Source organism: Coprococcus intestinihominis (genome assembly GCF_040096555.1).
Taxonomy (GTDB): Bacteria; Bacillota; Clostridia; order Lachnospirales; family Lachnospiraceae; genus Coprococcus_A; species Coprococcus_A intestinihominis.
On record NZ_JBBMEK010000062.1, the window covers coordinates 1 to 13,731 of the forward strand.

Below are 13,731 nucleotides of genomic sequence, written 5' to 3' on the forward strand. Positions count from 1 at the left end.
AGCAATGATTCATCTCAGCCAGTGCCTCCGTGGTCAGCCGTGCAAAACCACCGTCCTGACGCATTTTGTAGATGTTCTCTACATACAAAATAAAGGCCGCCTGACTGTTAAAATAATCACCAAACGGGGATGCCGCCGCATGTTCTTTGGCAATCCCACTAATTCTCGTCACAGACAGTTCAAAGCGTTCCTGCACCCACGCCTGCACTTCTTCTCTATTTACCTCTTTCTTCACTATGTTCACCTTTCTCATCTATAATCATCCGAATTCCAGCTGAAAAACCTAATCTTCCGACCGAAACAATGTCTGCCCTACATGATAATAGACAAACAACCTGCCAAAAAAATCAGACCATGAATCATAACAGACGCCAGATTAATATAAAAAGCGCCATGCACCATCGTACCATAGGCTTCGTTATCCTTGCGGAGCTGAACAGACAACCAGAGTCCAAATACCGCCGCAAGAAGGCTCAGGTATCCGATTCCGCCGACAAATGCCGGAAGATTGCCGGCTTTAACAAAAGATGCAATTATAAGAACGGCCATGCAGATCAAAGACGCAATGCCAAAAGCTGATGCATAAATACCGCGCTTTGTCTGACGTTTTTCTATTTTGATGAAACTGTATATATTACGCGCCATTCCATTTTCTCCTTACTTTATTGATTATGTAAAACAAAAGATATCCGAGGATACCTCCTGAAGTATTCAAAATTAAATCATCTACATCAAAGGATCCAACCCTTGTCAGCAGCTGTATGATCTCAATCATCAAACTCAGTAAAAATGTCATGCCCAACATACAATACCATTTTCTGAGCCTCGATCTTAATATGGGCATAAAAAATCCAAAAGGCATAAATGCCAGTACATTACCAAATAAATTGGCAAGGAATGCCCGGATTCCTACAACATCTCTGTATATATAAAATCTTCGAATTTCCTTAAATGGGATAAAATTATATCTATAATAGGAAGTCACAACATCTCTTCCATAATCTTCACTTAAAAAGCATACATAAATTAAAACAGCGATATACAAAATAAGCAGTACGAAACTGCCGAATTTGATACACCGCTTTGTCTGTCGGCTCACGCAACTCCCCCTGCCTGAAAAAATGGCACCACGGCTGCACTGACCGGCAGCCGTGATACATTTTCAATTATTTCTGAAATGATTTACATTAAATCAGAATGATGTCTCAAAAGCCTTGCTCCATTGACAATTCCGATAATACCGAGAACCAGCCCGCCGATCACAGATAAAATTCCAAGGACAAGGCTGCATGCACCAGTCTGACACATCAACTTTGATATCTTATCTTCTATTCTCATCTTCGCTGTCCTTTCCATGTCTACGCTCGTATCTGAATGATACATCGATCGGATGTCCGCCGACATCCGATCAAAGTCTACTATTCCTTTGCACCATACTGTTCATAGTATGCATCAATGGCAACCTTCAGCTTGTCATCAATCACAATCTTCCCATTACACGGTTTATTATACAGGCATTCAACAACCTCCGCCATTGTAACAATGGCATTTGTCTCAAAGCCATAGAGGTCTTTCACTTCATCCAAGGCACACTTCACACCGCCCTTGCCGACTTCCATACGATCCAGAGAAACCATCAGACCGACAATCGTCACATCTGCTGCACCCTTGACCTTCGGAACAGTCTCTTCCATGGACTTGCCGGATGTTGTTACATCTTCGATCATCACAACACGATCACCGTCCTTTAAAGGGCTTCCCAGGAAATTGCCCTTATCTGCGCCATGGTCCTTTGTCTCCTTACGGTCTGAACAGTAACGGATCTCCTTGCCATACAGATCACTGAAAGCAATCGCTGTCACAACACCAAGCGGAATACCCTTGTAAGCTGGTCCGAACAGTACATCAAAATCATCACCATACTTTGCATAAATTGCCTTTGCGTAATACTGGCCCAGACGCTTTAACTGGGAACCTGTCACATAGGCACCTGCATTCATGAAAAACGGAGACTTTCTGCCGCTCTTCAATGTAAATTCACCAAACTTCAACACATCTGCTTCCACCATAAAGTGGATAAACTCTTCTTTGTACTGTTCCATATCTATAATCTCCTTTTTGTGATTAAAAATTCACTGATCTCTTTCTGACTTTTCTTCTCTGTTATTATACTCAACTTCCAACGAAAAATCAACCAAAAACATACCTGTCCAGTCGTTCAAAAGCCTCCGTGACACGACACTTCGGCAGCGCCAGATTCATTCTGATATGATGTTCCCCATGGAATGGACGCCCATCCTGCCAGCCGACGCCCACATCCCAGCCGGCCTGAAGCAGTTCATCCATGGATTGGCCATGATCTTCACACCATTGTGTACAATCCAGAAAAAGCATATAAGTTCCCTGAGGCTTTGATACCGTCACACCCTTAAAATGTGCTGCAATGTAATCACAGGCAAATCGTACATTCTCTGTTAAAACCTGACACAGCTCATCCACCCATTCGTAACCCTCCTGTTTATAGGCACCGATCAGTGCATGCATGGACAAAACATTCATCTCATTGTAATGGGATTTACTGCCCCTTGCCTCCACTCTGTCTCTCAATGCTTCATTATATATAATATGATAACTCCCAATCAGACCTGCAAGATTAAATGTTTTGCTTGGTGCATACAGGGCCACTGTGTGTTCCCGGGCATAATCATTTACCTGCTGTGTAGGTATATGCTTTTGTCCATCCAGTAAAATATCTGACCAGATTTCATCTGAGATCACTGTCACAGCATATTGTTCATATACCGCCATCGCCTTTTCCAGCTCCCACTGTTCCCAGACACGGCCCGTCGGATTATGAGGTGAACACATAATCGCAGCATGGATATGGTACTTCCTGATCTTCGCTTCCATATCCTCATAATCCATCCTGTAAATGCCCTCTGCATCCTTCTTCAACTCACTGTGTATCATCCTATAGCCATTGTTCTTCAGACTAGCGGTAAAGCCAATATATGTCGGGCTGTGCAAAAGGACCGCATCCCCTGGTGCCGCCAGGCACTGCAGTGCCGAAAGGATCCCTCCGAGGACACCATTCTCATAGCCAATATACTCTTTTTTCAGTCCATTTACGCCATTTCGTTTTTGATGCCATTTGATAATTTCATCAAAATAGGTATCTCTAGGTGCAAAATATCCGTAAGCCGGATGTTTTGCACGTTCAATAATGGCCTCCGGAATCGTCGGCACTGTCGGAAAGTTCATATCCGCCACCCACATCGGGATAAAATCAAAACCTCCCTTTGGTTTTGACGGTGACATTCCCGGATACATTCCAAGACCATCTACAGCCATAGCATCTTGTCCTTGTCTGTCAATGATCGATGTAAAATCATATTTCATATTATTCCTATCCTCATTTTTTCCAGCATTGATTGCAGCTGCTGACTGCCTTTCACCGCTGATTTTATCTTCTTTTCTATTTTCCTATATCTGCACCGAAAAAGCAATTCTTTCTCTGTATTTCGTTGACTTTTTTGTTCCATATCGTTATACTTTATCACAGAACTTTTGAAACATCATCTATTCGCCAAAAGTTCTGTTTTATTAAAAGATTTTGTAACTGTTCAGAGCCAAGCAAGATTTCAAAAACAGTTATAAAATGCTTACATTTTTAAGACTGTTTTTGAAATTTTATTTTGCGGATACGCCACACCGACGAAATGCGCAGCATTTTGGAGGTTAGCTCTGAACAGTTACAAGATTTTTACGAAAGGTGTCTATTTATGCTAACCTACATTTTATTGATCCTAGGATTTATCCTGCTTATTAAAGGAGCGGACCTGTTTGTAGACGGCAGCTCATCCATTGCCAGACTGCTTCGCATTCCCGCCGCTGTCATCGGCCTGACCATTGTTGCCTTCGGTACAAGTGCCCCGGAATTATCCGTCAGCTGTTCAGCTGCCCTGGCCGGTCAGAATGAAATTGCCATCAGCAACGTTCTTGGTTCCAACATTTTCAACCTCATGGTTGTTACCGGTGCCTGTGCTGCCATCAGTGCCATTCCGGTCAATGAAGGCATTTTGAAACGTGAGTTTCCATTTTCAATTGTTGCCGCAGCACTGCTTCTGATATTCAGCCTGTTCGGATTCGGACGGCTCAATATCGGCCGACTTGAGGGGCTGACGCTTCTTGTGCTTTTTGTTCTCTTTGTTGCCATCCAGGTCAGGGATGCTTTAAAGTCCCGCAGTGAAAATGCTGAAGATCCAATGGAAGAAGTTCTTTCTCCATTGAAAAGCATTGTATTTGTCGTCATCGGATGTATCATGATCATTTACGGCGGCAACTTTGTCGTGGACAGTGCCTCTGAAATTGCTGCCAATTTCGGTCTCTCAGAAACCCTGATCGGACTGACAGTTGTTGCTTTCGGTACTTCCCTGCCGGAACTGGTCACTTCCATTGTTGCCTCAAGGAAAGGTGAAAACGATCTTGCCATCGGTAATGTGGTCGGTTCCAACATTTTCAACATTCTGATGATCCTTGGTATTTCAACAAGTATCCATCCTGTCGCACTGCAGCCTTCTGCTGTTTACGACTGTATTATCCTGATGATTTTCAGCATCCTTGTCCTTTTCTTCTGCTGGAGCAAGAAACGATTGGCCAGAGGCGAGGGAATTTTTATGATTATTCTCTATGCGTTTTATACAGCTTATATTATTTTAAGATAAAAATACTTGCCGAATGCACAAAAACGTGATAACATTATTTCAATCAGCAAAGAGGCTGCGGAATATCCGCGGCCTCTTTTTGTTTTTCACAGATATCATGACCGGACTGCCTCTGCCTGTTCATGCCTCCTTGTCTGCTGTCTGTGAAAATAATAAAGAGAGAGGAAGATGTAAATGAGCTACGAAAAAATTTTTGATCTTGTAACGAAAGTGGATGACTTCGTCTGGGGTCCCGCTATGCTTGTCCTGCTTGTAGGCACCGGTATTTTTCTGACCATCCGTGTTGGTTTCCTTACATGGAGAAATCTCGGATACGCCATCAAAAGTACACTGAGTAAGGAGGCCCGTACTCAGAAAAGAGGCGATGGCGACGTTTCTCCGTTCTCCGCATTAACAACCGCTCTTGCAGCTACCATCGGCACCGGCAACATCGTTGGTGTTGCAACAGCCATGGTATCCGGCGGTCCCGGCGCCCTTGTCTGGATGTGGATTTCCGCCTGTTTCGGTCTGACATCCAAATTCAGTGAATGTATGCTGGCCATCAAGTATCGTGAACGCAATGAAAAAGGTGAAATGTCCGGCGGCCCTATGTACACAATGAAGAAAGCACTGCCTAAAGGATTCGGTGCAGTCCTTGGCTGGCTGTTTGCTTTATTTGCCGTTCTGGCTTCCTTTGGCATCGGCAATATGACCCAGGCCAACTCCATTTCTTCCGCTTTAAATGAAACCGTCGGCTTTTCCAAGGTGGCTATTGGTGTTGTCCTGACCATTCTCTCACTTGCTGTTATTGTCGGCGGTATTAAATCTATTTCAAAAGTTTCTTCTGTTGTCGTCCCTCTAATGGCTGTTTTCTATATTATTGCCGGTATTATTGTTATCATCGGCAATATTCAGAACATCCCGGCCGGTCTTGTCATGATCTTCGAGTATGCCTTTACACCACAGGCTGTCACAGGCGGCGTCCTTGGTAATGTTGTCGCTTCAATGATGGCGGCCATGCAGTATGGTATTGCCCGCGGATGTTTTTCTAACGAAGCTGGTATGGGTTCTGCCGCCATCACTGCTGCTGCCGCAACAACCGATCATCCTGTCCGCCAGGCCTATATCAATATGACCGGTACATTCTGGGATACAATCGTTGTCTGCTCTATCACCGGTCTTTGCATTGCAAGCTCCGGCATGCTGGGTCAGATCGATCCTTCCACAGGCAGTCTCTATACAGGTTCTGCCTTGACCATCGCCGCATTCAAAACCGTTCTTGGCCCTCTCGGCGGATGGCTTGTCACCATCGGCATTGCACTTTTTGCCTTTTCCACGATTCTCGGATGGGAATATCATGGTGAAAAGGCTTTTGAGTATCTGTTGAACACACACAAATTGAATATCATTTACCGTCTGGTTTTCTCATGTGTTGTTTTCTTCGGTGCTACCATGCAGCTAGACCTTGTATGGAAACTTTCCGATATCGCCAACGCCCTGATGGCCATTCCAAACCTGATCTGTATGCTTCTGCTGAGCGGTGAAATTGCCCGGGATATCCGTGAATTCCAGAAAATTCTGGATAAAGAACGCGGACGATAAAATACTTACAAAAAATAGTCAACAACCCGAAAAACCTGGGCGATGAACCCCATTAGCATAAAAAATTCCCGAGGTCTTAATTCAACCTGGCTGATGATATCTTTCTGGAAACATTGGGCGATGAGCCCGTTTCCAGAAAGATATCATCAGCTAGGTAATTAAACCTCGGGAATTAATCTTTATTTTACAAGACCAATGAGTTCGTTGATATCTTCCACGCCATGTCTTCTCATGTACGCTTCAATACCATCAATAACTTCTACGGTTGTATATGGATTTGCAAAGTTAGCCGTACCGATTGAAACAGCTGTTGCACCAGCCAGGATAAATTCCATGGCATCTTCAGCTGTACAGATACCGCCCATACCAATGATTGGAATCTTGACTGCATTGGCTACCTGATACACCATACGGACGGCAACCGGCTTAACAGCAGGACCGGAAAGACCGCCTGTCTTGTTGGCAATGGCAAATGTCTGTCTTTCGATGTCAATCTTCATACCGGTCAATGTATTGATCAGAGACAGGCAGTCTGCACCGCCGGCCTCAGCAGCCTTCGCCATCACTGTGATATCTGTGACATTCGGGCTCAGTTTCATGATGATCGGCTGTTTGGCCTTGGCCTTGACAGCCTTTGTAATGGCTTCCACTGCCTTTGGATCCTGCCCAAAAGCAATACCGCCTTCCTTGACGTTCGGACAGGAAATATTAATCTCCAGCATATCCACTCTCGGTTCATCTGCAAGGCGCTCAACCACATCCAGATATTCGTCTGTAGAATGTCCGCATACATTAACAATGACTTTTGTATCATATTTCTCCAAAAACGGCAGATCTCTCTTTGAAAAAAGATCAATGCCCGGATTCTGAAGTCCGATGGCATTGAGCATGCCGCTAGCTGTCTCCGCAATACGCGGAGCCGGATTTCCCGGCCACGGTACATTGGCTACACCCTTTGTCACAACCGCACCCAGACGGTTCAGATCAACAAATTCACTGTATTCTGCACCGGAACCAAATGTACCTGAAGCAACCATCACAGGATTCTTCAGCTCAACTCCGGCAAGATTTACCTTTGTATTCATTACAGTTCCACCTCCTGTGCATTAAAGACAGGACCATCCTTACAGATACGCTTATTATGTACGTTTGTATGGTGATCCACATCTTTTGACTTACAGACACATGCAAGGCATGCACCGATACCGCAGGCCATCTTCTCTTCGAGAGAAATCCATGCCTCAATACCATTATCAGCCGCATACTGCTTCAGCGCACGCAGCATCGGCGTTGGTCCGCAGCTGTAAATCACCTGACCATCGACACCTTCTGCACGGATGGCATCCAGTACATTCCCCTTTGTTCCACAGCTGCCGTCTTCTGTGGCAATAACCACTTTGCCGTATTGCTCAAATTCCTTGTTCAAAAACAGTTCATCTCTATAACCGAGAACGATGGTCTTCTCACAATCCAGTTCTTTGGCAAGCTCCAGCATCGGAGGCACACCGATACCGCCGGCCACAAGAATTGCCTTATCTTTCTTCAATGTATACCCATTGCCAAGGGGCCCCATAATCTCCAATGTGTCTCCTGCTTTGCATCCTGAGAATTCTTTTGTACCATAACCAACAACACGGTACACAATTCTCAGTCTGCCGTTTTCCCTGTCGATTTCACAGATACTGATTGGTCTTGGAAGCAGTTTGCTGTCGTCATTCGAATAGACAGAGATAAACTGTCCCGGCTTTGCTTCAGAGGCTATACTGCCGACTTCCAGCCACATACTGAATACATCAGATGCAAGCTGTTCCTGAGAAAATACAGTTGCTTTGATTTTACTTACACTCATGCTTTTGTCCTTTATATAATCACTGTTGAATTGCTTTATCTGGTTTCATCATTCTATATCATCAGCAGCAAAAATCTGCTCAACCAGCTTTTACAGTACCGATGCGATATCTTTCTGCATATCAATAACTGCTGCTCTGGAAGCATCCGCAAAATGCTCTGCGCCAAACTTCGCATACTTCTCCTGCTTGTAGGCAGCGATAATGCCTCTTGATGAATTCACGATCGCGCCAAGGCCATTCTCATCAAAATTAGGCAGCAGATCCTTCGCTGTAGCGCCCTGTGCACCATAACCAGGTACAAGAATATAAGCCTTCGGCATCAGCTTACGTGTAATTCTTGCCTGTTCAGGGTATGTGGCACCCACAACGGCACCTACATAGCTGTATCCACATTCACCTACATAGTCACTGCCCCATTCATTGACCTTCTCAGCAACGTACTCAAACAACGGACGGCCATCGATCAATCTATCCTGGAATTCACCGCTTGACGGATTCGATGTCTTAACGAGGATAAAAGCACCTTTCTTCTCTTTCTTTGCTGTATTGATAAAAGGATTGATACTGTCTGAGCCCATGTAAGGATTCAGGGTAACAAAATCTTCATTAAAACCATATAATGAACGGCTTCCTACCTTTACAGGGCCCAGATGGCCTCTTGCATAGGCTTCCGAAGTAGAACCGATATCGCCTCTCTTAATATCACCAATAATAACCAAATCCTTCTGACGGCAATACTCTACTGTTCTATGAAATGCTTCCAGTCCAGGCAGCCCAAACTGTTCATACATAGCAATCTGAGGCTTTACAGCCGGAATCAGATCATAAACAGCATCTACAATCGCCTTGTTGAACTGCCAGATGGCTTCAGCAGCACCTTCCAATGTCTCACCATATTCATCAAACGCCTTCTTCTGAATATGTTCCGGTACAAATGCCAGATTCGGATCCAGTCCGACAACGATTGGTGCATTCAGTTTCTTAATCTTTCCCACCAGTTTATCAATCATGTACGCTATATCCTCCTTAAACACAATTTTCCTTAAACATCCCTTTCATTTTAGCATATCCGCCATTTTGCCGCAAGTCTATCACCATGATAAATACGAATCGCCGCAATAAACTGCTCTGTGCCTATTGCATCTTTTCCCATTTTCTTACATTTTCTTGCATTTTGTTGTCAAATCGCACGATATTTCCCAACTTTGTAAATTTATTGATTATACGCCTGTTTTTTCAAAATTTCACGTACTTTTTTCTAAAATCTTCAATTTTGTAAAATTTTTATTAAATCTTTGCTCTGCCATCCCTGTTTTTTGTGGATTAATTTCCCAAATCATGGGTTGACATCTTACATACACGTCAGTATAATGTTAGACATAAAGTTTCCCACAGCATTGTGGTGAATCAATTCAATAAAGTTCTGTTACAGATGATATCGAAGGAGATATAGATGGAAAGACCGGTTATTCCATCTGTATCTCCTTTTTTGTTTCAGAAACTTGAACAGGAGGAATAGTTATGGAATCTAATGCAATCTTAGAAACAGTTAACAGTATTATTTTTGGAAGCCATGGCGTCTGGTTTCTGATCGGCGCGGCTCTGGTTTATTTCATGCAGGCTGGTTTTGCAATGTGTGAAGCTGGTTTTACAAGAGCCAAAAACGTCGGCAATATTATTATGAAGAACTTAATGGACTTCTGTCTTGGTACAGTTGCTTTCATCTTTGTTGGTTACAATATTCTTTGTGGTGACGCTTCCAAGTTCTGGGGCGGTTTTTCAATGAATCCTTTTGATTTCGGTAGCATGGACTGCTATGGATTCGTATTTAACCTTGTTTTCTGTGCAACTTGTGCAACAATCGTTTCCGGTGCAATGGCTGAACGTACTAAATTCCTTACTTATTGTATTTACAGTTTTGTCATCAGTCTGATTATCTATCCAGTCGAAGCACACTGGGTATGGGGCGGCACAGCATGGTTAACCGATCTTGGCTTTACTGATTTTGCCGGATCCGCTGTTATTCATATGGTTGGTGGTGTCACCGGTTTCATCGGTGCCTGCTTCCTTGGACCTCGTATCGGTAAATATGACAAAAACGGTCATGCAAGACCAATCCTCGGACATAATATCAGTATTGCAGCACTTGGTGTTTTCATTCTCTGGTTTGGCTGGTATGGTTTCAACGGTGCCGCAGCTGCAGACGGACAGCATCTTGGACAGATTTTCTCCACAACAACACTTGCTCCTGCATGTGCAACCGTTGTCGCTATGATTTACACATGGGTACGTTTTGGTAAACCTGATGTTTCACTTTCCCTGAATGGTTCTCTTGCCGGTCTTGTAGCCATTACAGCAGGCTGTGATAATGTTGATAACGTTGGTGCTATGATCATTGGTGCTGTAGCCGGTCTCCTCCTTTGCATCTTCGTTCCGTTTATTGATAATGTTCTGAAGGTTGATGACCCGGTTGGTGCCTGCTCAGTGCATGGTGTGTGTGGCTGCTTCGGTACACTGGCCGTTGGTCTCTTCGACTACACAGACGGCCTCTTCTATGGCGGCGGTGTTCATCATCTGCTGATCCAGTTACTGGGTGTTGTCTGCATCGCAGGATGGGCCATTATATGTGACCTGATTCTCTTCACAATCCTGAAGAAAACTGTTGGTGTCCGTGTATCTGAAAGAGAAGAACTAGAAGGTCTGGATGCAACAGAACATGGTCTTGAAACTGGTTATGCCGGATTCTTAATGGACAAAGATAACTAAAACTCAATTCGCTCACTCATTATTTTAATAGATTTCCTTCCATATAATAGAGCTGATTGCTTATGATACATTGTCGTAAGTGATCAGCTCTATTTTTTCACATCAATGATCTATCTGTGTGAACCGCTCTTAAAATCCCTATTGTGTCAATAGCATATACAATTTGAATTTTTTTTGACTTTTTGCCGTTTTTCTGTTGACAAATTCTCTTTCATATAGTATAGTATCCATGTGCTTGTGAATAGCACTTTTTATGCGCGAGTGGCTCAGTTGGTGGAGCACGACCTTGCCAAGGTCGGGGTCGCGGGTTCGAGTCCCGTCTCGCGCTCTTCACAAGAGTGAATATCATCTTTATGCGCGAGTGGCTCAGTTGGTGGAGCACGACCTTGCCAAGGTCGGGGTCGCGGGTTCGAGTCCCGTCTCGCGCTCTTCACAAAAAGTGAATATTATCTTTGTTATGCGCGAGTGGCTCAGTTGGTGGAGCACGACCTTGCCAAGGTCGGGGTCGCGGGTTCGAGTCCCGTCTCGCGCTCTTCTTAATATAGAAAGGGGATATCCATTAGGATATCCCCTTTCTATATTAAACGAGTCCTGCCGGACTCGAACGGGTTCGTATCTTCGCTTCGCTTCGGTCGGCGCAAAGCCAACGTCCACCGGACGTTGTGCGCCCCGTCTCGCACCTGCCTTCTTCCTGCCAGACTCGAACATTCGAGGTCTACACTCCGTTCCGGTCGGCGCTAACAAAGGTCCTCTGGACCTTTAGCGCCCCGTCTCGCTTCTACTCTACTCCATTGCCGGACTCGTACGTTCGAGGTCTACGTTTCACTTCGGTCCGCGCATAACCAACGTCCACTGGACGTTGTGCGCCGTCTCGCGCTCTTCTACCTATGCATCGAATGTAAGAACGATGTTGCCACAGCCTTCTGCCAATTTTTCACACATCATATGCACATTTTTCTGCAATGGTATTTCTTTTTTGTTCTCATCTAATAAAATAATGCTCTGTTTTGAACAGTCTGTAAAAGCTGAAATATCCGCAAATGCTTTGTCAAGTTCTTCATCAGACATATTCTGTATCATTCTGATGATTTCTTTCTTCGTAAAACCAGCAATAAACTCATGATCAAGTTCGTCGAGTTTGTCATATTCATCATACTTTTTCCAGAATAACTTCTTAAACTTCATTAATCCCAACATATACTACCTCTTTTCTTTCTCACAATTATTTATTGTTTCTTGATGGTTTTATTTTATCAAACACATACTATTCACCTGTTCCCAGAATGCAAAAAAATCGAGTAAAGATTTTCGCTCCATCTTTACCCGATTTCTTTATACTTATATTCATTTTGATGCTGCTTCTAAGTCAATCACCTTTTTATTATGCGAGAAAAAGTGCTTTGTTATCCATCACTCTTTTGCCTGCTGTGCATCCAGGACAATCGCAGTATTCGATGCCTTTTGACAGAAGTTCCTCTTCATGGGCAAGAATTCCTGCTGCCACTTCTGCTCCGAGATGTTTTTTTGCTGCATCTGTCTTCATAAATACAATAACGTCTGCACATTTCATGACATCTGCTTCACATTCTGCAACAAGTGTCTCGGCTTTATCCTGTTCGTCTGCTGTTCCTACAGCATCCAGATAGTTCTGTGCTGCAGTCTTCAGTTCCTGGCAAGCGCTTCCTGCCTGCAAAATTTCTTTGACCATTTCTGTTTTTGTCAGGATAATAACTCCTTTCACGAAATGCCCATTTCGTTTTAAATGATCCAGCACATTGTTTTCTAAATACCAATGTACCGGATGATTCATTTTCAACACTAATTGTTATGGAATAGTTTCTTGTTCTGATACTTCGGTTCGCACGTTAAATTAATACGAAGTCTTCTGAAAATATCTGTATCTACAGATGATAAAATAACTGAACAATGTGCATTGCAATTCTTTAACAACGGCAGACAATCCAGTGCTTTCTTTGCATTCTCATTGGAGGCCGCACTGACAGAAAGAGCAACCAATACTTCATCTGTATGCAGTCTCGGATTATGATTACCCAAATAATTCACCTTCAGTTCCTGAACCGGACGAATAACTTCTGATGCCAATAAATGTTCATCATCCGAAATATCCGCCAGGGCTTTCAATGCATTCAAAAGCATTGCGGATGCCGCGCCAAGCAGTGCCTTATTCTTGCCGGTAACAACTCTTCCATCTGGAAGTTCAATGGCTGCTGCCGGTTCCCCTGTCTCCTCTTCTGTTGTCTTAGCCGCAACAGCAACAGCATAATCTGCAGTGGAAAGACCTTCCTGGTTCAGAAGCATTTCCAGCTTGCTGATCTCTGCCTTATTCTCCTTGCCCTTCTTCTGCTCACAAAGGGCAATATAATAACGGCGGATCATCTCTTCTCTTGCGGCTTTCTTCACCGCTTCATCATCAAAAATACAATTGCCGGCCATATTCACACCCATGTCTGTCGGTGACTGATAAGGCGATGTTCCTGAAATCGTCTTAAATATCGTCTGCAGGACAGGGAAAATCTCAACATCTCTGTTATAATTAATGGCAACCTTGCCATAGGCTTCCAAATGGAAAGGATCAATCATATTGACATCATTCAGATCCGCAGTTGCTGCTTCATAAGCAAGATTCACTGGATGCTTCAGAGGAATATTCCAGATTGGGAAAGTCTCAAACTTCGCATAACCTGCTTTAATACCGCGCTGATGCTCATGATACAGCTGAGACAGGCATGTTGCCATCTTGCCGCTCCCCGGTCCCGGAGCTGTCACAACGATCAGTGAACGCTCTGTCG

At 44.0% G+C, this 13,731-nt stretch carries 14 protein-coding genes, 3 tRNA genes and 1 pseudogene; 6 read left to right on the forward strand and 12 right to left on the reverse strand.

The genetic code is table 11. The features are described from left to right. The 6 genes and pseudogenes from WMO25_RS06710 to WMO25_RS06735 all read right to left on the reverse strand — a co-directional run. Positions 1 to 253, reverse strand: a pseudogene (locus tag WMO25_RS06710) (aminopeptidase); the annotation flags it as partial. A 59-nt stretch (positions 254 to 312) separates the two neighbouring features. After that, positions 313 to 645 carry a hypothetical protein gene (locus tag WMO25_RS06715; protein ID WP_349084693.1) on the reverse strand — a complete coding sequence of 111 codons (333 nt, stop codon included), beginning with the start codon at positions 643 to 645 and terminating at the stop codon, positions 313 to 315. Continuing rightward, a complete protein-coding gene (locus tag WMO25_RS06720) occupies positions 635 to 1,099 on the reverse strand; it encodes a VanZ family protein (protein WP_349084694.1) in 465 nt (154 codons plus the stop codon). Before WMO25_RS06720 ends, WMO25_RS06715 begins: the two co-directional genes overlap by 11 nt. An 83-nt stretch (positions 1,100 to 1,182) precedes the next feature. Next, positions 1,183 to 1,338: a hypothetical protein gene (locus WMO25_RS06725; protein WP_181966990.1), complete on the reverse strand. Its 156-nt coding sequence runs from the start codon at positions 1,336 to 1,338 to the stop codon at positions 1,183 to 1,185. Positions 1,339 to 1,418: 80 nt separating this feature from the next. Beyond that, on the reverse strand, positions 1,419 to 2,102 hold the full coding sequence (gene pyrE / locus WMO25_RS06730) for an orotate phosphoribosyltransferase (protein WP_349084696.1): 684 nt from the start codon (positions 2,100 to 2,102) through the stop codon (positions 1,419 to 1,421). An 88-nt stretch (positions 2,103 to 2,190) separates the two neighbouring features. Next, entirely contained in the window at positions 2,191 to 3,399 is a 1,209-nt protein-coding gene (locus WMO25_RS06735; protein ID WP_349084697.1) for a MalY/PatB family protein, read from the reverse strand. A gap of 383 nt (positions 3,400 to 3,782) precedes the next feature. On the opposite strand from WMO25_RS06735, the gene WMO25_RS06740 reads away from it, so the two are divergent. Further along, positions 3,783 to 4,724 (forward strand): calcium/sodium antiporter, encoded by a 942-nt coding sequence (locus WMO25_RS06740; RefSeq protein ID WP_349084698.1) that lies wholly within the window; start codon positions 3,783 to 3,785, stop codon positions 4,722 to 4,724. 174 nt (positions 4,725 to 4,898) lie between these two features. Further along, on the forward strand, positions 4,899 to 6,305 hold the full coding sequence (locus tag WMO25_RS06745) for an alanine/glycine:cation symporter family protein (protein WP_349084700.1): 1,407 nt from the start codon (positions 4,899 to 4,901) through the stop codon (positions 6,303 to 6,305). Positions 6,306 to 6,484: 179 nt separating this feature from the next. Here WMO25_RS06745 and WMO25_RS06750 read toward each other — a convergent pair whose 3' ends face one another. From WMO25_RS06750 to pyrF, 3 genes are all read right to left on the reverse strand, one after another. Then, on the reverse strand, positions 6,485 to 7,390 hold the full coding sequence (locus WMO25_RS06750; RefSeq protein ID WP_349084701.1) for a dihydroorotate dehydrogenase: 906 nt from the start codon (positions 7,388 to 7,390) through the stop codon (positions 6,485 to 6,487). Continuing rightward, entirely contained in the window at positions 7,390 to 8,154 is a 765-nt protein-coding gene (locus WMO25_RS06755) for a dihydroorotate dehydrogenase electron transfer subunit (protein ID WP_349084702.1), read from the reverse strand. The genes WMO25_RS06750 and WMO25_RS06755 overlap by 1 nt, the downstream gene beginning before the upstream one ends. A 90-nt stretch (positions 8,155 to 8,244) precedes the next feature. Next, complete coding sequence (pyrF, locus tag WMO25_RS06760; protein WP_117529161.1) at positions 8,245 to 9,165, reverse strand: orotidine-5'-phosphate decarboxylase; 921 nt, start codon at positions 9,163 to 9,165, stop codon at positions 8,245 to 8,247. 511 nt (positions 9,166 to 9,676) lie between these two features. On the opposite strand from pyrF, the gene WMO25_RS06765 reads away from it, so the two are divergent. The 4 genes from WMO25_RS06765 to WMO25_RS06780 all read left to right on the forward strand — a co-directional run bounded on the left by WMO25_RS06765 (position 9,677) and on the right by WMO25_RS06780 (position 11,453). Next, positions 9,677 to 10,921, forward strand: a complete 1,245-nt coding sequence (locus WMO25_RS06765; protein WP_349084704.1) for an ammonium transporter — start codon at positions 9,677 to 9,679, stop codon at positions 10,919 to 10,921. Between the two features lie 255 nt (positions 10,922 to 11,176). Then, a tRNA-Gly gene (locus WMO25_RS06770) sits at positions 11,177 to 11,249 on the forward strand. Between the two features lie 27 nt (positions 11,250 to 11,276). Next, positions 11,277 to 11,349: transfer RNA gene (locus WMO25_RS06775), tRNA-Gly, on the forward strand. 31 nt (positions 11,350 to 11,380) lie between these two features. Next, a tRNA-Gly gene (locus WMO25_RS06780) sits at positions 11,381 to 11,453 on the forward strand. Positions 11,454 to 11,806: 353 nt separating this feature from the next. Here WMO25_RS06780 and WMO25_RS06785 read toward each other — a convergent pair. The 3 genes from WMO25_RS06785 to WMO25_RS06795 all read right to left on the reverse strand — a co-directional run. Further along, complete coding sequence (locus WMO25_RS06785; protein ID WP_349084705.1) at positions 11,807 to 12,118, reverse strand: hypothetical protein; 312 nt, start codon at positions 12,116 to 12,118, stop codon at positions 11,807 to 11,809. Positions 12,119 to 12,302: 184 nt separating this feature from the next. Continuing rightward, positions 12,303 to 12,662, reverse strand: coding sequence for a molecular chaperone Hsp90 (locus tag WMO25_RS06790; protein WP_349084707.1), 360 nt, complete (start codon positions 12,660 to 12,662; stop codon positions 12,303 to 12,305). 77 nt (positions 12,663 to 12,739) lie between these two features. Continuing rightward, a partial coding sequence (locus WMO25_RS06795; protein WP_349084709.1) for a DUF1846 domain-containing protein occupies positions 12,740 to 13,731 on the reverse strand: 992 nt, incomplete at its 5' end.